Origin of the sequence: Bacillus sp. MYb209 (assembly GCF_002975175.1) — a bacterium.
In the GTDB taxonomy this organism is placed as follows: domain Bacteria; phylum Bacillota; class Bacilli; order Bacillales; family Bacillaceae_G; genus Bacillus_A.
Map to the genome: position 1 here is coordinate 1 of NZ_PCNZ01000015.1, position 22,025 is coordinate 22,025.

Annotated in this window: 19 protein-coding genes, 1 tRNA gene and 1 pseudogene; 16 read left to right on the top strand and 5 right to left on the bottom strand. The window is 34.2% G+C overall.

Annotated elements, in window-relative coordinates:
- The first annotated feature begins 96 nt into the window (after positions 1–96).
- From CQZ94_RS19625 to CQZ94_RS19675, 11 genes are all read left to right on the top strand, one after another.
- Positions 97–169 (top strand) — tRNA-Phe (locus tag CQZ94_RS19625).
- 282 nt (positions 170–451) lie between these two features.
- Entirely contained in the window at positions 452–1,159 is a 708-nt protein-coding gene (gene walR / locus CQZ94_RS19630) for a cell wall metabolism DNA-binding response regulator WalR (protein WP_105586717.1), read from the top strand.
- 3 nt (positions 1,160–1,162) lie between these two features.
- Positions 1,163–2,998 (top strand): cell wall metabolism sensor histidine kinase WalK, encoded by a 1,836-nt coding sequence (gene walK / locus CQZ94_RS19635; RefSeq protein ID WP_105586718.1) that lies wholly within the window; start codon positions 1,163–1,165, stop codon positions 2,996–2,998.
- Positions 2,995–4,338 (top strand): YycH family regulatory protein, encoded by a 1,344-nt coding sequence (locus tag CQZ94_RS19640; protein ID WP_105586719.1) that lies wholly within the window; start codon positions 2,995–2,997, stop codon positions 4,336–4,338. The genes walK and CQZ94_RS19640 overlap by 4 nt, the downstream gene beginning before the upstream one ends.
- Positions 4,319–5,155 (top strand): two-component system regulatory protein YycI, encoded by an 837-nt coding sequence (locus tag CQZ94_RS19645; protein WP_105586720.1) that lies wholly within the window; start codon positions 4,319–4,321, stop codon positions 5,153–5,155. Before CQZ94_RS19640 ends, CQZ94_RS19645 begins: the two co-directional genes overlap by 20 nt.
- Positions 5,139–5,933 carry an MBL fold metallo-hydrolase gene (locus CQZ94_RS19650; RefSeq protein WP_105586721.1) on the top strand — a complete coding sequence of 265 codons (795 nt, stop codon included), beginning with the start codon at positions 5,139–5,141 and terminating at the stop codon, positions 5,931–5,933. The genes CQZ94_RS19645 and CQZ94_RS19650 overlap by 17 nt, the downstream gene beginning before the upstream one ends.
- Positions 5,934–5,996: 63 nt before the next feature.
- The gene (locus CQZ94_RS19655) at positions 5,997–7,184 is read left to right on the top strand and encodes a S1C family serine protease (protein ID WP_105586722.1); all 1,188 of its coding nucleotides are present in this window, start codon (positions 5,997–5,999) and stop codon (positions 7,182–7,184) included.
- Between the two features lie 53 nt (positions 7,185–7,237).
- Complete coding sequence (locus tag CQZ94_RS19660) at positions 7,238–7,423, top strand: CxxH/CxxC protein (protein WP_001052825.1); 186 nt, start codon at positions 7,238–7,240, stop codon at positions 7,421–7,423.
- A gap of 59 nt (positions 7,424–7,482) precedes the next feature.
- Entirely contained in the window at positions 7,483–7,962 is a 480-nt protein-coding gene (gene rlmH, locus CQZ94_RS19665) for a 23S rRNA (pseudouridine(1915)-N(3))-methyltransferase RlmH (RefSeq protein ID WP_002123590.1), read from the top strand.
- Positions 7,963–8,226: 264 nt separating this feature from the next.
- Positions 8,227–9,663 (top strand): WD40/YVTN/BNR-like repeat-containing protein, encoded by a 1,437-nt coding sequence (locus CQZ94_RS19670; protein WP_105586723.1) that lies wholly within the window; start codon positions 8,227–8,229, stop codon positions 9,661–9,663.
- Positions 9,664–9,821: 158 nt separating this feature from the next.
- The gene (locus CQZ94_RS19675) at positions 9,822–10,700 is read left to right on the top strand and encodes a radical SAM/SPASM domain-containing protein (protein WP_105586724.1); all 879 of its coding nucleotides are present in this window, start codon (positions 9,822–9,824) and stop codon (positions 10,698–10,700) included.
- Positions 10,701–10,736: 36 nt separating this feature from the next.
- Here CQZ94_RS19675 and pepF read toward each other — a convergent pair whose 3' ends face one another.
- Both pepF and guaC read right to left on the bottom strand, forming a co-directional pair.
- Positions 10,737–12,554 (bottom strand): oligoendopeptidase F, encoded by a 1,818-nt coding sequence (gene pepF / locus CQZ94_RS19680; RefSeq protein WP_105586725.1) that lies wholly within the window; start codon positions 12,552–12,554, stop codon positions 10,737–10,739.
- A 137-nt stretch (positions 12,555–12,691) separates the two neighbouring features.
- Positions 12,692–13,675: a GMP reductase gene (guaC, locus tag CQZ94_RS19685; protein WP_002068771.1), complete on the bottom strand. Its 984-nt coding sequence runs from the start codon at positions 13,673–13,675 to the stop codon at positions 12,692–12,694.
- A 237-nt stretch (positions 13,676–13,912) separates the two neighbouring features.
- On the opposite strand from guaC, the gene CQZ94_RS19690 reads away from it, so the two are divergent.
- The gene (locus CQZ94_RS19690; RefSeq protein WP_105586726.1) at positions 13,913–14,944 is read left to right on the top strand and encodes an acyltransferase; all 1,032 of its coding nucleotides are present in this window, start codon (positions 13,913–13,915) and stop codon (positions 14,942–14,944) included.
- Positions 14,945–15,189: 245 nt separating this feature from the next.
- Positions 15,190–16,635: a DEAD/DEAH box helicase gene (locus CQZ94_RS19695; protein WP_105586727.1), complete on the top strand. Its 1,446-nt coding sequence runs from the start codon at positions 15,190–15,192 to the stop codon at positions 16,633–16,635.
- A gap of 40 nt (positions 16,636–16,675) precedes the next feature.
- Here CQZ94_RS19695 and CQZ94_RS19700 read toward each other — a convergent pair whose 3' ends face one another.
- The gene (locus CQZ94_RS19700; protein WP_105586728.1) at positions 16,676–17,236 is read right to left on the bottom strand and encodes a DUF1836 domain-containing protein; all 561 of its coding nucleotides are present in this window, start codon (positions 17,234–17,236) and stop codon (positions 16,676–16,678) included.
- Positions 17,237–17,400: 164 nt separating this feature from the next.
- On the opposite strand from CQZ94_RS19700, the gene trhA reads away from it, so the two are divergent.
- Both trhA and galE read left to right on the top strand, forming a co-directional pair.
- A complete protein-coding gene (gene trhA, locus CQZ94_RS19705) occupies positions 17,401–18,048 on the top strand; it encodes a PAQR family membrane homeostasis protein TrhA (protein WP_105586729.1) in 648 nt (215 codons plus the stop codon).
- A gap of 185 nt (positions 18,049–18,233) precedes the next feature.
- Positions 18,234–19,250 carry a UDP-glucose 4-epimerase GalE gene (gene galE / locus CQZ94_RS19710; protein ID WP_105586730.1) on the top strand — a complete coding sequence of 339 codons (1,017 nt, stop codon included), beginning with the start codon at positions 18,234–18,236 and terminating at the stop codon, positions 19,248–19,250.
- A gap of 54 nt (positions 19,251–19,304) precedes the next feature.
- On the opposite strand, the pseudogene pelG reads toward galE, so the two are convergent.
- Together pelG and CQZ94_RS19720 are read right to left on the bottom strand one after the other, a co-directional pair.
- Positions 19,305–20,351: pseudogene (pelG, locus tag CQZ94_RS19715) on the bottom strand (exopolysaccharide Pel transporter PelG); the annotation flags it as partial.
- Between the two features lie 116 nt (positions 20,352–20,467).
- Positions 20,468–20,869, bottom strand: coding sequence for a hypothetical protein (locus tag CQZ94_RS19720; RefSeq protein WP_002144601.1), 402 nt, complete (start codon positions 20,867–20,869; stop codon positions 20,468–20,470).
- A gap of 476 nt (positions 20,870–21,345) precedes the next feature.
- On the opposite strand from CQZ94_RS19720, the gene CQZ94_RS19725 reads away from it, so the two are divergent.
- The gene (locus tag CQZ94_RS19725; RefSeq protein ID WP_105586731.1) at positions 21,346–21,936 is read left to right on the top strand and encodes an AmiS/UreI family transporter; all 591 of its coding nucleotides are present in this window, start codon (positions 21,346–21,348) and stop codon (positions 21,934–21,936) included.
- The last annotated feature ends 89 nt before the right edge of the window (positions 21,937–22,025 follow it).

Genomic DNA, 22,025 nt, shown 5'->3' on the forward strand with positions numbered 1-22,025 from the left:
ACATGCCTGCCTGTCACGCAGGAGATCGCCGGTTCGACCCCGGTCGGGACCGCCACTTTTGTTTATACCACCATTAGTGGTTTTATATATAGTTTTGGCTCGGTAGCTCAGTCGGTAGAGCAGAGGACTGAAAATCCTCGTGTCGGCGGTTCGATTCCGTCCCGAGCCACTCTCAGGATATTAAGTGGGCCCACTTAATATCCTTTTTATTTATGTAATTTTACAAAATTGAGTAGTTATTTTAAAATAGAATGAGGAGCCTCTAGCAGTTGAAGCTAGAGGTTTTTCTATAGATCGTATAAGATTCCATGTAAAAGTGGATCATATATGAGTCTATGAGAATAGAGGAGAAAATAATTAAACAGAGGGCGCGGTCATATAGGGACATACTATATAAGCGTCAATGTGTTTAGGGATGATTGACCATATTTTTATAAGGAGGAAATAGGCGATGATGGGAAAGAAAATTTTAGTAGTTGATGATGAAAAGCCGATTGCGGATATTTTGAAGTTCAACCTAGAAAAAGAAGGTTTTGAAATTGTAATGGCGCATGATGGTGATGAGGCGATTGCAAAAGCAAATGAAGAACAGCCAGATATGGTTTTATTAGATATTATGTTACCGGGAAAAGACGGTTTAGAGGTATGTCGTGAAATACGTAAAAGCTCAGAAATGCCAATTATTATGCTTACAGCAAAAGACTCTGAAATTGATAAAGTATTAGGGCTTGAGCTTGGGGCAGATGATTATGTAACGAAGCCATTTAGTACGAGGGAGTTACTTGCTCGTGTGAAAGCGAATTTACGTCGCCATCAGCAGGGTGGTGCTGCAGAGAAAGAAGAAAATACCGAAATGGTTATTGGACCAATCGTTATCAATTCGAACGCTTATAGTGTAACGAAGCGTGAAGAAAGCATTGAGCTTACACATCGTGAATTTGAATTACTACATTATTTAGCGAAGCATTTAGGTCAAGTTATGACTCGTGAACATTTATTACAAACAGTTTGGGGTTATGATTATTTTGGAGATGTACGTACAGTAGACGTAACGGTACGTCGTTTACGCGAAAAAATTGAAGATAATCCAAGTCATCCTACTTTAATTGTAACTAGACGTGGGGTAGGGTATTACTTGCGTGACCCAGAACAGGAATAGTATATGAAGAAAGTTGGTTTTTTTCAATCTATTCATTTAAAATTTGTGCTCATATATATGCTGTTAATATTAATAGCAATGCAAGTAATTGGTGTATATTTCGTCAGGGAATTAGAAAAAAGCCTTGTAAAAGGCTTTCAAGATTCCTTAACGCAGCAAACAAACTTACTTTCTTATAACCTGAAGCAAGAGTTTGTAAAAGAACGTCCTAAAACAGAATCAGTAGATAAAGCTATTAATGATTCGATTCAAAAATTCGCGTCAGATCGTAAGAGAGATATTCAAGAAGTAAGTGTAATTGATTCTACTAAAAAATTAATGGCAATTTCAGACGCGTCTAAGCAAAACAAGGTAGGACGAACGTCAGCAGACACAGCTGTACAACGGGTAATGGTACAAAAAAAACCAGAGTCAAAGGTTGAGAAAGACGTGAAAACGGGTCATCGGGTTCAAGTGATGATTACTCCTATTCTAAAAGAGCAAGAAGGAGAGGTACTTGGCGTCATTCGTATTGTTGCATCTATGGAAGATGTGTATAAACAAATGAAGGATATAAACCAAATTTTCGCGACAGGGACAGTAATTGCTTTATTAGTAACAGCTGTACTTGGAATTTTATTGGCTCAAACAATCACGAGACCAATTTCAGATATGCGAAGACAAGCAATTGAAATGGCGAAAGGAAATTATTCGCGAAAAGTAAAGGTGCATAGTCATGATGAGATTGGACAATTAGCATTATCTTTTAATAATTTATCTAAAAAATTACAACAAGCTCGTTCCTCCACAGAAAGTGAAAGACGAAAATTATCATCCGTTTTATCACATATGACAGATGGAGTAATTGCTACTGATCGAAAAGGCGACATCATTTTATTAAATGATCCTGCGGAAAAAATGTTAAATGTTTCGCGTGAAACGGCACTAGATCAATCAGTCTTAGAAGTGTTAGGGATACAAGAAGAATTTACGTTGGATCATTTATATGAAGAACCTGATTCAGTTTTATTAGATTTTAGTACGAGAAATGAACCATATATTTTACGTGCTAGTTTCTCTGTCATTCAAAAAGAAACAGGGAAGGCAAATGGTTTAATTGCTGTATTATATGATGTAACGGAGCAGGAGCGTATAGAGCGAGAACGTCGTGAGTTTGTTGCAAACGTATCTCATGAGCTAAGAACACCGTTAACAACGATGCGCAGTTACTTAGAAGCACTTACGGATGGTGCATGGCAAGATCCGAATATCGCACCGCAATTTTTAACGGTTACACAAGAAGAAACAGAAAGAATGATCAGACTTGTAAATGCATTGTTACAACTATCTAAACTAGATAGTACTGAACATCGTTTAATGAAGGAGTTTGTCGACTTTACTGATTTCTTCAATAATGTTATCGATCGTTTTGAAATGTCTAAAGAGCAAAATGTAAGTTTCAAACGATCCTTCTCTAAGAAATCTCGATTTATTGATATGGATGCGGACAAAATTACACAAGTTTTATATAACATTATTTCCAATGCATTAAAGTATTCGCCAGAAGGTGGTACAGTAACATATCGCCTGCGTGATCGTGGTGAGTTATTAGAGATTAGTGTGAGTGATCAAGGAATGGGAATCCCGAAGGAAAATGTAGATAAAATATTTGAACGTTTTTACCGTGTAGATAAAGCTCGCTCAAGGCAAATGGGTGGTACAGGTCTTGGATTAGCCATTGCGAAAGAAATGATTGAGGCACATGGCGGCTCGATTTGGGCGAAAAGTGAAGAAGGAAAAGGGACAACTATTTATTTCACACTGCCAATGGCGGCGGATGAAGAGGACGATTGGGAATGAGCATGGAAAACTTTAAAACGATAGTTCTAATTAATTTAGTTGTTATTAGCCTATTTCTTACTTTTAACTTATGGACATATGTTCCTGATTCTAATTCGATACAAAATGCAAAATTTGTTCAAGGGAATGAAGAGATAAATCCAATAAAACTTTCGGAGGTTGTTCACCCATCTTCTGTCATTGTTCATAAAGAGAAAAATCATTATGTGAGTGAAAACAAGAATAATGTGGATTTAATTTATAGAATTCTTGAAAATGGAGAGTTATATGATTTTAGGGAAATAACAGGGACAGTTCCTAAAGGTGATTTTCTTTCGTATGTACATGGAGAAGAAAAAATCGAATTTGTTTTTCCTACAAACATTCCACTGGGTACGATTAAAAGTATGTTTAATTTTAAAGATAAAAACATAGAAGATAATAGGAGTTTCAATCGTATTATAATTGATCCTTCTCGAAGTAAGGACCAAGAAATTAAAATTAGTTTTGTTTCCTATGATACTTATCCTTATCGTAAAATATATCAAGCAAAATTGAGTGGTGTTGATGTAAAGGATGTTATAAATGCTCAAAATCAACTTATAACAGTAGCGAGACCGTATTTTGAATATCAAATAAGTGATAGAAAAAAACTTTACTTACCAGATGGAATTACGGAAATAAGTGAGGTAGAGTATTTTGGATCTAGGTTAGAAGAGGATACATTTAAAAATGCATTATTTAGTGATCCGCGTTATTTAAGTCCTATTTCTGAGAAATCAAAGGAAACATTTACAGATGGTATACGTTCTATGGAAATTGATCAGTCAAATGCAATGTTGAAATACAAAAACTCTGCTGTACACAGTGATGAATCTATGGATAATGCAACACTTTTACAAAAAAGTTTTGACTTTGTAAGTGGACATAGTGGTGCCTTAAGACTCTATCGTTTTGATTATATTAATAAGGGGAAAACGTCTTTCCGTTTATATGAGGATGGGTTACCTGTATTTAATAGCGATGGAATGGCAGAATTAAAGCAAGCATGGGGTTCAGGTGAAATCATGCAGTATGAAAGATCTCTTTTTGATCCAAGTTTCAAATTACCTAGTAAACAACTAACAACTTCTCTCGCATCGGGTCAGACCGTGATGGCATCATTAGAGAATAATCCGCAAATTGATAAAAATTTAATTCAGGATGTTGGAATTGGTTATAAGTTATCATTGGAAGATTCCATCAACGAAGGAAAAAACGTTATTTTAAAGCCGATATGGTATGTAAAATGTGAAGAAAATGGTAAGCAACAAATATTTGAATGGAGTGAGGAGGGACTAAATGGATTGGGATCGAATTAAAACCATATTTATTGTGACCTTTTTTGTTTTAGACCTCTTTCTTATCTTTCAGTTCATTCAAAAGCAAGATAGTAATCAATTGGAACTTGTGACGGAAACGAAAATCGATCAACAATTAAGGGCTGGAAAGATTACTATGGGGAACTTTCCTAAAGAACCGAAAAAAGAGTCATTTATAATGGCAAAAAATAAGGGTTTCAAAGAAGATGATGTGCAGTCTTTAAAAAACCAGACAGCACATGTGCAAGACGAATACCAAATAGAAAGTAAATTAAAAGAGCCTTTTTTAAATACGAAATCATTGTCAAAAGATAAGTATAATGATTTTTTGAAAAACTACGTGCTTGACGGACAGAAGTACGAGTTCGGGGCAATGAAAGACTCCAAAATTTATTTCTTCCAAAAGTATAAGGATAAACCGATTTTTTACAACAATCATGCAATGATTGTTGTAGATTTGAATGAAAAAAATGAGCTTGTTTCGTATACACAAACAATGTTAACGGATTTGAAGGAAATGGGCGAAAGCGAAAAGACGAAAGAACAAGAAATTATCACTGCTCAAACAGCTTTAGAAAATATATATTTGAAAAATAAAATTGCAGAAAATACGCACGTGAAAGAGGCGCAGATTGGATATGCGACTCTTGCGGAGTCTTCTTCTAATATACAAGTGCTTGCTCCAACATGGAACTTAAAGACAGAACAGAAAAAGGATTTTTTTGTGAATGCAATTGAAGGGCAAGTTATGGAATTAGGGGAAACTCAAGTGCCGGAAGAACATAATGGAGTGAGAAAGAATGAGTATGCATTTTAGTGTACTTGCAAGTGGAAGTACAGGGAATATGCTATATGTAGGAACAGATGAAAAAAAACTGCTCGTCGATGCAGGTTTAAGTGGTAAAGCTACAGAGGCTTTATTTAAACAAGCTGAACTGAATATAAATGACATATCAGGTATTCTTGTAACACATGAGCATAGTGACCATATTAAAGGATTAGGTGTATTGGCGCGTAAATATGATTTACCTGTTTATGCGAACGAGAAAACATGGAATGCAATGGAACATTTAATAGGTAATATCCCAACTGATCAAAAATTCATTTTCTCAGTAGGAGACGTGAAAACATTTGGGGATATTGAAGTTGAATCATTTGGTGTTTCTCACGATGCGGCAGAACCGATGTTTTACGCTTTTCATAACAATAATAGAAAGTTAGCTCTTATTACAGATACGGGCTACGTAAGTGACCGTATGAAAGGTGTTATTAAGGGAGCGAATGCTTTCGTATTTGAAAGCAATCATGATGTGGAAATGCTTCGTATGGGACGCTATCCATGGAGCATTAAGCGACGTATTTTAAGCGACGTTGGCCACGTTTGTAATGAGGACGCTGCATTAGCGATGGCTGATGTTATTACAGACGAGACAAAACACATTTATTTAGCGCATTTAAGCTTAGATAATAACATGAAAGAATTAGCGCGTATGTCTGTATCACAAGTATTAGAAGAAAAAGGTTTTGGGGTTGGAGAATCCTTTGAAATACATGATACAGATCAAAAAATACCTACGAAAATTCAATACGTATAATTCTTCATTTTAGTAAATAATAAAGGTGAATATAGTTGTTTTCAGGAAGATAGGTGAACAAATATGTCCTTTATTGATGAAGAAAAATATCGTATTAAACGCGCAGGGAAAAAGAAACATAAAGGTATTTTCATTTCTAGCATAGCGGGAACAATTGTAGGGGCTTCATTATTTGCATTTGGAGCTCCTTTATTTTCAAATCATGCAGGTAAGCTTCCACAAGCTGAAGCAAGTGAAAAAAATATGGCTGAAGCCCAAAGTGGAAATGGTCCTGTTAAACAGATTAGCTTTGTAGACGCTGTTGATCGTGCCTCAGAGGCTGTTGTTGGTGTTATTAATATTCAACGAGATGATTTTTCAGAGGCTGATTCGGAAGCTGGTACAGGCTCTGGTGTGATTTATAAGAGAACAGATGGACATGCGTATATTGTAACGAATAACCACGTTGTTGCTGGGGCGAATCGTATTGAAGTGAGCTTAAGTGACGGTAAGAAAATTCCAGGTAAAGTATTAGGAACCGATGTAGTCACGGATTTAGCGGTACTCGAAATAGATGCGAAGCATGTGAAGAAAGTGATTGAAATTGGCGACTCTAATACCGTTCGTAGAGGAGAACCAGTTATTGCGATTGGAAATCCACTTGGGTTACAATTTTCCGGAACTGTCACACAAGGTATTATTTCGGCTAATGAGCGTATTGTTCCTGTAGATTTAGATCAAGATGGACATTACGATTGGCAAGTAGAAGTATTGCAAACAGATGCGGCAATTAATCCAGGTAATAGTGGTGGGGCGCTTGTAAATGTAGCGGGACAATTAATAGGTATTAACTCAATGAAAATTGCAGCAAAAGAAGTAGAGGGAATTGGACTAGCTATTCCAGTTACGAGAGCTGTTCCTATTATGAATGAACTAGAAAAGTACGGTAAAGTAAGAAGACCTTACGTTGGGATTGAACTAAGATCATTAAATGAGATTCCGAGTTACTATTGGTCAAAAACGTTACACTTACCAGGTAACGTAACAGAAGGAGTTTGCATTTTAGATGTGAAAAGTCCTTCGCCAGGTACGGATGCGGGTCTTAGAGAACATGATGTTATTGTGGCGGTAGATGGAAAAGCGGTGCACGATATTATTGAGTTCCGCACGGCCTTATATAATAAAAAAATTAATGATGAAATGACTCTTACGTTTTATCGTGGTACAAAACGAGCGACAACAACGGTGAAATTAGGCATTCAAAAGTATTAAAAACAGGAGGGCCTACCTCCTGTTTTCTATTGTAGAAAAGTGAGGTGAAGAATATGAATTTACCTTGTTGTTTAGAACATGTTGAATTAGCATTAGATATCATTGTGGATGAGTGTGAAGTCGCACCGGTTATTAACAATGTGGATAACTCTGAAGAAGAGAAAAAAACATGTGAATTTTGTCAAAACGAGGCGACATATGTTGTATCGAACACAGATTCTCACACAATATGTGGGTAACATTTGTGGATATGTGGATAAGTCCTGTGGATAACGTGTTTGTAAGGTGGGGAATAGATGTGAATATCTCGATTATTTCAATCGGAAAATTAAAAGAAAAATACTTAAAACAAGGTATAGCAGAATACTTAAAACGATTATCTTCTTACGCAAAAGTAGAAGTAATTGAATTGCCAGATGAAAAGGCACCAGAAAATTTAAGTGCAGCAGAAATGTTAATTGTAAAAGAAAAAGAAGGTATACGTATACTGGATAAAATTTCTGATGATACGCACGTCATTGCATTAGCGATAGAAGGAAAACAAAAATCATCAGAAGAATTTGCAGCAAGTATAGATCGCCTTGCTACATATGGAAAGAGCAAAATCACATTTGTAATTGGTGGATCACTGGGGCTTAGTTCTGAAGTAATGAAGCGTTCAAACGAATCTCTTTCTTTCTCAAAGATGACATTACCACATCAATTAATGCGATTAGTATTGCTTGAGCAAGTGTATAGAGCGTTTCGTATTAATCGCGGTGAACCGTATCATAAATAGTGGGTAATAATTGAAAGTTAATAATGCCCTATTTATTAAAATAAATTATAATTGGTTGTATATGTAATAAAAATATGATCAAAAAATTAGCACTTATCTTTACAGGATAGAGTGCTTTTTTCTATATGTAATTCATTATTTTAGATTTAGTCGATACATAATTAAAAGGGGAGATGTAAGTATTTGGTGAAATAAAGCATAATCAATATAGGAAAAAAGAAGTATTAGATGTAATTAGGGGGGCTTAACATAGTTAGGGGAAATATGAAAAAAGTACTTATATCATTACTAAAAAATCCATTATTAATAATTGGGTACTGGATTTTTTGTTATGAGTTAGCTTTGTTATGTATGTATGGGAGAATGAATAATAATATTTATATTCTGTTACTATGTGTAGTATTTTTAATCCTTATCATTATAGTTACTACAATTAAAGTTATAAAAAATGGGGAACATGAATCGTCCAAATTAATAAATATAAAAGGATGGAAATATTGTTCCGTTATCATCATTATTTTTATAACGTTTTTTTATGGGATGAAAATTTATAAAAGTGCAACAAATTATGGTGGTAGACTAGCATGGTTTATAGAAAGCATAAAACATGAAAGATCAGTTGAACTTGAGCGTGATAATATATATAAATATGGTGTAGAGGGTATTTTTGAAGATATAAATAAAAAATATACTTTGCCAAAGAAGTTATATATTTCAGATGGTTTTACATTAGAATTCAACTCAGATGGAACAATAACCTCATTTGATACCTTTCTTTATGGGAAAAATGCTGCTGGAAAAGAGGAAAGTTATTTAATATCTTATAATAAAAACAAATCAAAAGATATTTTTATAAGACTATATGGGCATGTTAATGCTGATTATAATGAAGATAAATTAGTAAAACCTTTAATTGAAACGGTTCAGGCCATCCCAGTTAAACAAATTGTTAGTAAGTGGAATGAAAATCAGTATGGGCTAATTTACTATGGGAAAAGGAATTGGGGTTATAATACAGCAGGAATTATTAATATTAATAAAGATGGGAAATTAGAGAAGTTAAAAGAAGCAAAATCCGAAATAATTGGATATACGGTATCTATATTTATCCCTGGAAAAGAGAAGGAGATAGTACCTGCTAGATATAATCTACTAGGTAATTCCGATTGGAGTAAGGAAAGTAGTTCTAAAAAGGAAAAGAAGGATGTAACTAATAATAATGAGCAATTTTACTTTTCAAAAGAAGTGGGTTATAAACTAACTGTTATAGATAAAGCATTAGGGAGTACCTTTTATTCACTAAGCAAGACAATTGATGGTGGGGAAACATGGGGAGTTATAAATGAAGACCCGTTTAATGAAGCGGTTGGTAGTGCATCAGGAATTATCTTTTTTAATGAGAAGCTCGGATTTTTAAGGGCAGCCAGGCCCTCAGGAACTGAAGGGGGACTATACCGTACAGATGATGGGGGTAAAACCTTTAAAAAGGTGAGCTATACGAATCATGAGGTGAAGCTAGAAAGTGGACAATTAATAAATCCATTTGATTTTCCTAATATGCCTTATGAGAAGGATGGAGTTTTTAACATGCTAGTGGGTCAAGGAGAAGATGGAGATTACAATGGTAATAGTAGTATACTTTATCAATCCAAAGATCAAGGTGAAACATGGGAATATGTAAAAGAGGTTAAAGGTAATTAATAGTGGGAAGACCATTGGACAAAAATCACCGATGGTCTTTTAAATATTAATAGATGGTATGTAGATTTCCTAAAATAAGTATGTTTCTATTTCTAAAAAAGTATGCTGTAATATGAAGAGGAAAAAGTATAAGTAGTCAGAGAAGTGAGGAATTAAAGGTGAAGAAGTTTAAAAAGTTTTACTTAGAGATTACGAGCGTATGTAATCTTGCGTGCAGCTTTTGTCCGCCGACGGAAAGGCAGAAGCAATTCATTTCTGTGGAGGATTTTGCTAAAAGATTAGACCAAATTAAACCTCATACAGACTACATTTATTTGCACGTGAAGGGTGAGCCGTTGCTCCATCCGAAAATAGATCAACTATTAGATTTAAGCCATGAAAAAGGGTTTAAAGTTAATATTACAACGAACGGAACGTTAATTAATAAAAGAAGGCATAGACTGTTAAATAAGCCTGCTTTAAGACAAATGAATTTTTCACTGCACAGTTTTGATGGACACCCAGGATCGCAAGATAAAGAGGGCTATGTAAGGAGTATACTTTCTTTCATTAGAGAAGCGACGAGTCAATCGGATTTAATTGTTTCGCTAAGGTTATGGAATTTAACTCAGGATAACAAAACGAATCTTGAAATTCAGCGGAATAGAGATTTATTATCTATTATCGAAAAAGAGTTTGATCTTTCTTATAACATTGAAGAGAAGCTCACGCCAGGAAAAGGTATAAAAATTGCGGAACGTGTATTTATTAATCAAGATTATGAATTCCAGTGGCCGGCATTACATGAAGAAGAGGATGATGGAAAAGGTTTCTGTCATGGACTTCGTAATCAGGCTGGAATCTTAGCGAACGGAACTGTTATTCCTTGCTGTTTAGATGGTGAGGGGATTATTAACCTTGGAAATATTAATAATGATTCATTCTCTAATATTATTGAAGGCGATAGAGCGCAAAATATTGTAGATGGATTTTCAAAAAGGGTTGCAGTAGAAGAACTGTGTAGAAAGTGCGGATACCGCAAAAGATTTGGAAAGTAAATATAGAATAAGCCCTCATAAAACGAGGGCTTATTTTTATTCTTGATAAGAGTGCTCTAGTTCATCAATTAAGGAACCGACGTAAGAAACAGCTTTACGGATTGCATCTGGTTTTGACATATCGACTCCAGCGTGTTTCATTAATTCGAGTGGTTTCATCGTACCGCCTGCGCGGAGTACGTTGAGCCAGCGATCAACAGCAGGCTGTCCCTCTTCCTTAATCATTTGGGCTACAGCGGTAGATGCAGTTAGGCCTGCTGAATATGTGTAAGAATATAAGCCCATGTAATAGTGAGGTTGACGCATCCATGTTAAACCGGCACCTTCATCGATTTCTACTGAATCTCCCCAGAATGTAGAAAGGACATTTGTTTTTATTTCAGTTAAAGTGGTGGCTGTAAGTGCTTGTCCTTCCTCTGCTATGGCATATACTCTTCTCTGATATTCTCCTTCGAGTAAATGAGTAACAAAGTTATGGTAGTACGTGCCGAGTAGTTGCAGAATAACCCATCTGCGCATTCTCTTGTCTTCCGTTGTCGCAAGTAAATGCTGAGCTAATAGTAATTCATTCATCGTTGATGGAGCTTCAACAAAGTACATAGATGGACGCACATTCATAATACGCTGATTTTTATTTGCTAAATAAAAATGACCAGCATGTCCAAATTCATGAGCTAATGTGAAACACCCGCGCATCGTACCCTGCCATGTAATTAAAATATAAGGGTGAGAACCGTATGGGCTAGAGCAGAAGGCACCTGTTGATTTTCCAACGTTATCTGCAAGGTCTACCCATCTTTCTTTGAAGCCCTTTTCGATAATGGAACTATATTCATTTCCTAATACTTTTAAAGAATCTTGAATGAGTTTGCCAGCTTCTTCGTAAGTGATTGTTGGATTAAATTCAGGATCTAACGGTGCATGTAAATCGCAGAAGAGCATTTGATCGAGACCTAATACTTTCTTTTTTAAATCTGCAAAACGGCGCATATGAGGCGCTAATTCATTATAAATAATATTTAGTTGATTGTTATACATTTCAAGTGGAACTTTTTGAGGCTCTAAAAGCATATGAGTAGCGGATTCATATTTGCGTAAACGCGAAAGTGTCACTTGTTTTTTTACTTCAGTAGCATATGTTGTTGCAACTGTATTTTTATATCGTTGCAATGTGGAAACAAATGATGAATATGCCTTTCTACGTAAATATGCGCTTGGAGAAAATTCATATTTGCTTTCAAATAATGCAAATGATACAGGCAAATCATTTCCCTGTTCATCTTGTATAGGAGGGAAATCCATATCGGCTAATTTAGTCATGCCATAAATTTTGTAGGGGGAACTATGAACTTCGCCGAGTGCAGCAAGAGCTTCTTCTGTTTCAGGTGAGAGAGTGTGCTGCCTCTTTTTAAGTATTTCTAGTAACGATTTACGGAAAGGTTCGAGCTTTGTTTCCGCAGTTAAATATTTTTCAATTGTTCCTTCTTCAAATGAGAGAATTTCGTTATAAATAAAGGATAGTGCAGTATGTACTTGCGTCCCTAAAGCGGAAATTTTGGAAGAGTTCGCTTGAATAACTGGATCTGTACGATCAGCGGATTCTTTTAAATATGCATATGTGTTGAGTTTTGTTAACTTCATTAAAAGCTCTTCTTCTAAAAGTAGGCAATTTAATAAGGTAGCGGGGCCAGTGTGTAATTGTCCTTTAAATGCATCAAGTTTTTTTATATCGTCTGTTAATACACTTAGTGCAGTTCCCCACTCTTTGTCAGATTCGTATAAATCAGAAAGATCCCATGTCAATTCAGTTGAGACTTCTGCGCGAATAAGGCGTTTCTCAATTACATTTTTCATTTGTTATATCCCCCTTATTATAAGTATCTAAAAATATAATACTAGAAAATTCAATTAAATGAAAATATTTAACATTTTTATACATGAAAAAGAAGGACAAGCATTTTTATGCTTGTCCTTCGAGTTAAATTTAAGAATTAATATACTTTATCGCCGTTGAAAATAGAGTTTTTCACGACTACATAATCTACAGTGCGAATTGCGTCTAATTTTGTTCCGCCAGCGTAAGAAATAGAAGACTGAAGATCTTGCTCCATTTCGATTAAAGTGTCTTCTAAAGAACCTTTATGCTCAACGAACATTTTCTTACCTTCAACGTTTTTTTTCTCACCTTTTTGGAATTCAGAAGCTGAACCGAAGTACTCTTTATAAAGTTTGCCATCTTTTTCAATTGTTTCCCCTGGAGACTCTTCATGACCAGCGAATAGAGAACCGACCATAACCATAGTCGCTCCAAATCGAATAGATTTAGCTACGTCGCCATGTGTACGAATACCACCGTCAGCGATAATTGGCTTACTTGCAGCTTTTGCACACCAGCGAAGTGCAGCTAGCTGCCAACCACCAGTCCCAAAGCCTGTTTTAATTTTAGTAATACAAACTTTACCAGGTCCAATACCAACTTTTGTTGCGTCAGCACCAGCGTTTTCTAATTCTCTTACCGCTTCTGGAGTTCCAACGTTTCCAGCGATAACGAAGCTTTCTGGTAAATGTTTTTTAATATGTTGAATCATATTGATCACAGCATTAGAATGACCGTGTGCGATATCGATTGTAATGTATTCAGGTGAAAGTTGCTCAGCAGCTAATTGTTGTACGAATTCATACTCGTCTTCTTTAACACCAACACTGATTGAAGCAATTAATCCACGTGATTGCATATCTCTAATGAATGAGATGCGTTTCTCTGGTTGGAAACGATGCATAATATAGAAGTAATTATTTTCAGCTAAATAAGTTGCGATTCTTTCGTCAATAATCGTTTGCATATTTGCAGGTACGACAGGTAATTTAAATTTATGTTTTCCTAAAGTGACAGTTGTATCACACTCAGATCGGCTATTTACAATACATTTTGCAGGAATTAATTGAATATCTTCATAGTCAAATACGTTTTCCATCATTTACACCCCTAAAATACGAATATTTTACATAGTTTACTTAAAAATGTTCGTCCAAATGATAATTTACAGTATTTTTAGTAATAAGTCAAAGGTTTTAATGTTTAATTTTAAAAAATAAAGTTTATTTAATGTTTTTGGATTTATATGGATATAATATATTTTAATGTATAATTGATTAATGTAGAATTATGTAGGGAGAATAATAGATAAATATATTAATTTAGGAGAGATTTTATGGGACGATTAGTGTATATGGATTGGCTACGTGTATTAGCGACAATTGCGGTCGTTACAATTCACGTTGCTGCTGGTTATGTTTCTACGTTAGATTCAAATAACGTGTCGCGTTGGCTGGCTGGTAATTTTTACGATTCACTTTCGCGTGCTAGTGTACCAATTTTTGTAATGATTAGTGGAGCCCTATTATTAAAGGGAACAAAAGATACTTCTATTGGGGAATTTTTAAGGAAACGTGCAAGTAAAGTGATTATACCTTTTATAGGTTGGAGTGCTATATTTTACATCTATGGGGCTTGCGTAGGATATTTTCCGGCTTCTTTAAAGCAAGGGATAAAGTACTTTTTAACAAATAGTATCGGGTTACATCTATGGTTCTTATATATGATTGTAGGAATATATTTAATCGCACCTTTACTGAAAGTATTTGTGAAAAATGCTAAGAAGAGAGAGATAGAATATTTTTTAATTTTATGGCTATATGCATCTGTTATAGTTAAACTAGTAAACTATTATTATCCTATCAACTTTAATATTGAATTATTTTATGTTACAAATTATGTAGGATATTTTCTACTTGGTTATTACTTATCAAATTATGATATTGCGAAAAAATGGCGGAATATTTCTTATATTGGGGGAGTTGTAGGATGCATTGGTACATTCTTTATTACATACCATTATACATTGAAAGCAAATGGACAGCTGGATCAATATTGGTATGAATATTTTGCACCAGGTGTTGTACTTATGGCAATTGGGTTATTTGTCTTTTTCAGATATGCTTTCCAAAATTCAGAAAGACAATTACCATTTTTATTACGTGGTATAAATCAAGCGAGTCTTGGAATTTATATTCTTCACTTTTTCTTATTAAATAACTTTTTGTACAAAGTTTTCCCTAAGGTGAATGCACATGTACATGCAATATTAGCAATACCTATCAATGTAATTATTACAATCGTCCTTAGTCTGGTAATAACTTTAGTACTACAAAGAATACCAGTTGTAAAAAGGTTAGTTCCATAAAGATATTTCTTCTATAAAAATAAATGTATAAGAATATTTTTTAATACTTTATGGGTGAGGCAGACTTAATAATAAGTCTGCTTTTTATTGTTTTATTTCAAAAAAAAGAATATAAAGGGTTATACTTAGGGTAAGATGGTATTTTAGCGAACTACAAATATTGGTTTAATATATTATCTCAGTATAATTGAACGCAGGGTATAAAAAATATAATTATTAAATACAGAATAAAATGAGGTTATTACATGAGTAAAAGAAGTTTTACTGATTATGCATTAAGTAAGGAAATTGTAAGAGCACTTACTGGTTTAGGATATGAACATCCAACGGAAGTGCAAGGAGAGGTTATTCCAGTTGCCTTGCAAAAGAAAGACCTTGTCGTGAAATCACAGACTGGAAGTGGAAAAACCGCTTCATTTGGCATACCACTTTGTGAAATGGTGGAGTGGGAAGAGAATAAGCCGCAAGCTTTAGTTTTAACACCGACGAGAGAGCTTGCTGTGCAAGTAAAAGAAGATATTACGAATATAGGCCGCTTCAAAAGAATTAAGGCCGCTGCGGTTTATGGTAAATCTCCATTTGCACGTCAAAAATTAGAGTTAAAGCAAAAGACACATATTGTAGTTGGGACTCCTGGCCGTGTGTTAGATCACATTGAAAAAGGTACCCTTTCTTTAGATTGTTTGAAGTACTTAGTTATTGATGAAGCAGATGAAATGCTAAATATGGGCTTTATCGATCAAGTAGAGGCAATTATTGACGAATTACCTAAAAAACGAATGACAATGCTATTTTCAGCAACGCTTCCGGAAGATGTTGAAAAGTTATCTCGTACGTATATGGATTCGCCGACTCATATTGAAATTAAGGCTGCTGGGATTACAACAGACAAAATTGAACATACCCTTTTTGAGGCGAGAGAAGAGGATAAACTTTCACTGCTTAAAGATGTAACAACGATTGAGAATCCAGATAGTTGTATTATTTTTTGCCGTACTCAAGAAAATGTAGATCACGTATTTAAACAGTTAAAGCGCGTTAACTATCCTTGTGACAAAATACATGGTGGTATGGTACAAGAAGATCGTTTTGAAGTTATGGACGATTTTAGAAAAGGAAGGTTCCGTTATTTAGTAGCGACAGACGTAGCTGCTAGAGGAATTGATATTGATAATATTACACATGTTATTAACTATGATATTCCATTAGAAAAAGAAAGTTATGTACATCGTACGGGAAGAACAGGACGAGCTGGTAATAACGGAAAAGCTATTACATTCATAACGCCGTATGAAAATAGATTTTTAGAAGAGATTGAGGAGTACATCGGCTTTGAAATTCCAAAGGCACTTGCACCTTCAAAAGAAGAAGTTATGAAAGGGAAAGCGATATTTGAGGAAAAAATACATGCTAAACCAATTATAAAAAAAGATAAAAACGCAGACCTAAATAAAGGGATTATGAAACTGTACTTTAATGGCGGGAAGAAAAAGAAAATTAGAGCGGTAGATTTCGTCGGTACAATTGCTAAAATTAAAGGTGTTACAGCAGCAGATATTGGCATTATTACAATACAAGACAATGTTTCTTACGTTGAAATATTAAATGGAAAAGGACCACTTGTTTTAAAAGTCATGAAAAACACAACGATTAAAGGGAAACAATTAAAGGTTCATGAAGCAATTAAGTAAACAAAAAACTATCCACTTTAACAGGTGGATAGTTTTTTATTTACAATTCTTTTAGATCATCAACTAGTTTCTCCGCTAAACGTCTATACATATTACTCATAGTCACGAAGGATGTTAGTAATAAAAACTTTTCTAGCTTTGGATCTTCTAAGGAAGAAACCTTGTTTACTTCGGCAACACGGTTATTTACGTCTTGTTTAAAGCTGTCGACATTGGTTTCAGTAAGAGCAAGATAATCTTTATATAGAGTATTTAATTCGAATGTATCATCATTTATTAACGGTTCATTTATATTTTCTAAGGAGCTTTTTATATCATTAATGGAAAGGGCCCCTTTTAATTGATAAATTAAGCTGATTAAAATCATATGCTCTTTTGAGTACTTTTTATTTTTGATAGGGATGAATAATTTCCCTTTTGCGTAATTGTTAATCATTGTTTTTGTTAATACTTTTTCATCATCAGTTCTCGTTGTATCCGCATAAGTATTCTCAAATAGTTGGACGACTTGGTCTACATATAAGTCGACATTTGGGATATCCTCAAGTTTAATACTTTTTTCTAAATGTAATGATTCAAGTAATTTATTTATATTTTCCACGTAGAACCCCTCACTTTTATAACTTAGTGGAACTTAATGTTTAGTATATCTTTAAATATGGTATTACGAAACAAATGAATTGTAAATGTTGACCCGTGTAAATAATGTGTATATAATTACATGTAGTTATGAAAACTACATGTAATTATATGAGGGGTGTTTATATGAATGTTTATGTAAGAGAGCCGGTTAATGCATTTACTCACTTAGGAGGAGCTGTATTATCATTTATTGCATTATTAGCTATGCTTGTGAAAGTTTCTGTTAAGATGCCATCTGTTGCTGCAATTACAGCTGTTATTTTATTTGGTATCGGGATGATGGTCCTTTATATGGCGTCAGCTGTGTATCATAGTGTTGTAGCGAGTGAACGTGTTATTTATTTTTTTAGAAAGCTAGATCATTCTATGATTTTTATATTAATTGCAGGTACATATGCACCCTTTTGCTTAATTACATTAAATTCGGCAAATGGTTTACTATTATTTTGTTTGGTTTATGCAACTGCGATTTGTGGTATTGTTTTTAAAATGTTTTGGTTTAATTGTCCAAGATGGTTATCGACAGCAATTTATCTTCTGATGGGTTGGTTAATTGTTCTATTCTTTGCACCGCTAGCTGAGAATTTAAGTACAGGAGGTATTATTTTCTTAGTACTTGGAGGCATTTTTTATACAATTGGTGGGTTTATTTATGGTGCGAAGCCAAAATGGTTGGAGTTTAAATATATGGGACACCATGAAATTTTTCATGTTTTTGTATTGTTAGGTAGTCTTGCGCATTTTCTAAGTGTATATTGTTACGTAATTTGATCAAAAAACGCCACGCGATGTCTGTTATGTGGCGTTTTTTTTATTACCGGATTGGAATCGTGCATTGTACAAAATAAGTATGGGATAAAATGTAAGTTTCTGTGCTCGCATAATAAACATATGATAAGAAATATATGATATACTTTGAGAAGTTTATAATGAATGAAATATGGAGGACTATAATTATGGCAATACTTGTAACAGGTGGAGCAGGATATATTGGTAGTCATACATGCGTAGAATTACTAAAAAACGGTTACGAAATTATAGTAGTAGATAATCTTTCGAATAGCTCAGTAGAGTCTATAAATCGAGTGAAAGAGATAACAGGAAAACAGTTTAAGTTTTATAAAGAAGATATTTTAAATCGCGGATCACTTGATACGATTTTTGAAGAAAATACAATTGAAGCTGTTATTCACTTTGCAGGCTTTAAGGCTGTAGGGGAATCAGTAGCAATCCCATTAACGTATTATCATAACAACATTACAAGCACATTAGTGCTATGTGAAGTGATGCAGAAGCATAATGTGAAGAAGATGATCTTCAGTTCGTCTGCAACAGTGTATGGTATCCCAGAAACATCACCAATTACGGAGGAGTTTCCATTAAGTGCAACAAATCCATATGGTCAAACAAAATTAATGATTGAACAAATTATGCGTGATGTAGCATTTGCAGATGCAGAATGGAGTATTGCATTACTTCGCTATTTCAACCCGTTTGGTGCACATGAGAGTGGACGTATCGGAGAAGATCCAAATGGAATTCCAAATAACTTAATGCCATATGTAACACAAGTAGCAGTAGGTAAGTTAAAAGAATTAAGTGTATTTGGAAATGACTATCCAACAAAAGATGGTACGGGTGTCCGTGATTATATTCATGTTGTAGACTTAGCAAATGGACATGTAAAGGCACTTGAAAAGGTACTTGGCACTACTGGGATAGATGCATACAATCTCGGTACAGGTACTGGTTATAGTGTATTAGAAATGGTTGAAGCATTTGAAAAAGTTTCAGGCAAGGAAGTTCCTTATAAAATTACGGAGCGTCGTCCTGGTGATGTTGCAGTATGTTTTGCAGATGCATCAAAAGCGAAGCGTGAATTAGGATGGGAAGCAAAACGCGGATTAGAAGAGATGTGTGCAGACTCTTGGAGATGGCAATCAAATAACAAAAATGGCTATCTAGAAGTTTAATAAACAGATAAAAAAATGACCTCTTGCTTATGCAAAGGTCATTTTTTTATCTGTTTATTTTCCATTAAGTTTATTGGCCACTTTAGTAAAGAAAGTTCGCTGTTTCATAGAAATGTTTGACTGACAAAATGTATAGTGGGCAATATCTTTAATATAAGTAAAGAGTCTAGAAATAGCATATAAGAATGTAATAGAAGATCCGAGTGCAAAACTAATACCGTAACCATTGAATCCAAATGGAAGTAGAAGAAGACTTAATAACAGGTTTGCAGAAAAGAACAGGGCTGATGTTCGAAATGCCCCTTTACGATCTTCAAAATATAAGAGTATTAACGTGATAACAAGGACCATTCCGTTTGCATAAGCACCAATTATAGTTAGCTGCAAAATAGAGTATTCAAGTGTCACGTTCCCAGATTGTGAACTAAACATCCATATTATAAAAATAATAAGTAAAGAAAAAATACCTTGATTACGAAGTATGCGTTCCATTTCTTGCTTTAGGACAAAGTTCATTGATTCTTTTAATTGTAAAATTGTATTTAATGTTGCCCCATTGTTAACTGAACCGAAGAACTTCTTATACCGTTCATAAAACCTTGTTTCAATGGATACTACGAAGAAAATATAGGTTGGGATAATGCTTAAATAAGCCCAGAAAACAGAGGTATCATACATTTGATGATAAATAAACGTGTTTTCAATATTTCCTTGCCCTTCTCCGAACCAAATAACAAAGTTACATACCCAAATGCCAATATTGTAAAGTAGGCTCGACCAAAATAGTTCTGGATATTTATCTAAATAAGAAAGAAAGGTAAATTGTTCAGTAGCATCACTATTTGGAAACATGCGTACAATAACTATACTTAACCACACTAATGTAATGAAAGTCCCGATTGTAAAAGCAATTAAAAGCAATAAGGAAAGTCCATGTTCTAGTCCAAGTGTGGGATGCCAGTAAGCGATAAGCGCAATTCCAGATAAGGAGAAAATTGAACCAATTAAAAATGCAAAAGCGATGGACTGATAATCTTTAGCTGCTGTTAAATAAATGGATTTATTCCTACAATTAATCCGAATGATATTTATGATAAATAGCAATTGTTTGGAATAAGAGACTATCAAGATTGACTATGACAGTTTAGGTCAGTAATCCGATTATCTTATAAAGATAAATGTATTACTGACCGGCCCTTTTTATATAATAGGGGGACTTAATGAATTCGAACGAGCTGTTTATGGTATACTGTGTTACCTTCTTGGCTTGAATATGGTGGTAAGCTTCGCCCAAAGCAATTTGCAATAATGTTGGAATGATCGTTATATGAAATTCGAATTTCATATAAATCTACAGTGTCATCTAAATCGGCGTAAAAAACGGCAAGATTATTACTGTCGAGAGAATAGGGGAAGCTCGCTTCTACATTTTCTCCAATCAGTACGGGAAGTTTTACAGGAGTGGAATAAGTAGACCAATCCCATACTTCAATAGTTATGTGATGTGGATAGTATTTATCCAGGTTCACAATGTTAACTACAGCAGAAACAGTATTAGTTTCTTTCGTTAAAACACCAGTTGAATGAACTACATATCGGGGAATTCCATGATGAAGCATATACATCTTACCTTTCTAAAAAGATTAATATGAATTTAAAATATTTTATGTGAAGGATCAATAGAATGAACTAGTATAAATGAATCATTCTATTGATTTTCATAGAAATCAAAGAGAATAATTTGAAAATCATCCCGGGTCTTGTCTTGTTGTTAGAGTGCGTTTATAATCAAGTAATCCTAGTAGCTTTTTGATAGGATTATTTTTTGTTGAAAGCGCTTTTAATTCAGGGTGTTGTTAGAGTAATACTTTTACTTTCGAATACGGAAAAGCTGAATGGGAGTAAATAAGAAATAATATTGCTATATAGCAGTTATTAAAGAGATTTTCACTTTATTTTTTAAGGTAGGAAGTCTGACTTATTCAGATTAAAAATTGTGTATGTAGTTTTAAATAGGAAGAAAAATAATAAAGTATCACTTTATATTGTGGGGAGGTTAAAAGTGTGAAAGGGAAAGATTTTCACACGAATATATATGGGTTACGTAGGATTATTACTTTCAGGTGCAGCTTTATTTTTAAATAGCTTTGTCATATTAGGCAAAGTAGAGATGAAAAGTGCAGGTGTCTTTAATTTATTTGTGGGGGCATTACAAATTATCATTCCGTTCTATTTGATTATGATTTCTGATCAAAGTAATTGGACGGTATATTCATATGCAGCTACTTTTTTATTTGGTTTAACTTATTTATATGTAGGCATTACTTTTATTAAAGGAATGGATAGTAGTGGACTAGGCTGGTTCTGTATTTGGGTAGCAATTATTGCTTTATTCTATATGGTTGTTTCATTTGTTCAATTCCATGATGTTGTTAATGCGTTAACATGGTTTATGTGGGCATTACTTTGGTATTTATTCTTTGTATTAAATGCACAAAAAAAGAATATCAATCAATATCTTGGCAGAATTGCCTTTGTACAATCATGGGTAACATTGACGTTGCCTTCACTCTTTTATTTTATGGGAGTATGGGGAGAGGGATTCGTATATGAACTATGGGTTTATGTATCAGTAATTTCTATTTTATATTGCTGCTATTGTATTTTTAAATATCGAGTACGTTAAAGTATCGTATGTAAGAAAGCGTGGAATCTTGATGATGATTCCATGCTTTTTATTTATATTTATATTTATGTTTATAATTAAGGTAGTAT

Coding starts and splice junctions, on each gene's coding strand:
- CQZ94_RS19690 (WP_105586726.1), top strand. CDS start 13,913: ATGGGACGATTAGTGTATATGGATTGGCTACGTGTATTAGCGACAATT.
- CQZ94_RS19655 (WP_105586722.1), top strand. CDS start 5,997: ATGTCCTTTATTGATGAAGAAAAATATCGTATTAAACGCGCAGGGAAA.
- trhA (WP_105586729.1), top strand. CDS start 17,401: ATGAATGTTTATGTAAGAGAGCCGGTTAATGCATTTACTCACTTAGGA.
- CQZ94_RS19720 (WP_002144601.1), bottom strand. CDS start 20,869: ATGCTTCATCATGGAATTCCCCGATATGTAGTTCATTCAACTGGTGTT.
- CQZ94_RS19660 (WP_001052825.1), top strand. CDS start 7,238: ATGAATTTACCTTGTTGTTTAGAACATGTTGAATTAGCATTAGATATC.
- CQZ94_RS19670 (WP_105586723.1), top strand. CDS start 8,227: ATGAAAAAAGTACTTATATCATTACTAAAAAATCCATTATTAATAATT.
- walK (WP_105586718.1), top strand. CDS start 1,163: ATGAAGAAAGTTGGTTTTTTTCAATCTATTCATTTAAAATTTGTGCTC.
- CQZ94_RS19695 (WP_105586727.1), top strand. CDS start 15,190: ATGAGTAAAAGAAGTTTTACTGATTATGCATTAAGTAAGGAAATTGTA.
- galE (WP_105586730.1), top strand. CDS start 18,234: ATGGCAATACTTGTAACAGGTGGAGCAGGATATATTGGTAGTCATACA.
- walR (WP_105586717.1), top strand. CDS start 452: ATGATGGGAAAGAAAATTTTAGTAGTTGATGATGAAAAGCCGATTGCG.
- CQZ94_RS19650 (WP_105586721.1), top strand. CDS start 5,139: ATGAGTATGCATTTTAGTGTACTTGCAAGTGGAAGTACAGGGAATATG.
- CQZ94_RS19725 (WP_105586731.1), top strand. CDS start 21,346: ATGGGTTACGTAGGATTATTACTTTCAGGTGCAGCTTTATTTTTAAAT.
- CQZ94_RS19645 (WP_105586720.1), top strand. CDS start 4,319: ATGGATTGGGATCGAATTAAAACCATATTTATTGTGACCTTTTTTGTT.
- pepF (WP_105586725.1), bottom strand. CDS start 12,554: ATGAAAAATGTAATTGAGAAACGCCTTATTCGCGCAGAAGTCTCAACT.
- CQZ94_RS19640 (WP_105586719.1), top strand. CDS start 2,995: ATGAGCATGGAAAACTTTAAAACGATAGTTCTAATTAATTTAGTTGTT.
- guaC (WP_002068771.1), bottom strand. CDS start 13,675: ATGGAAAACGTATTTGACTATGAAGATATTCAATTAATTCCTGCAAAA.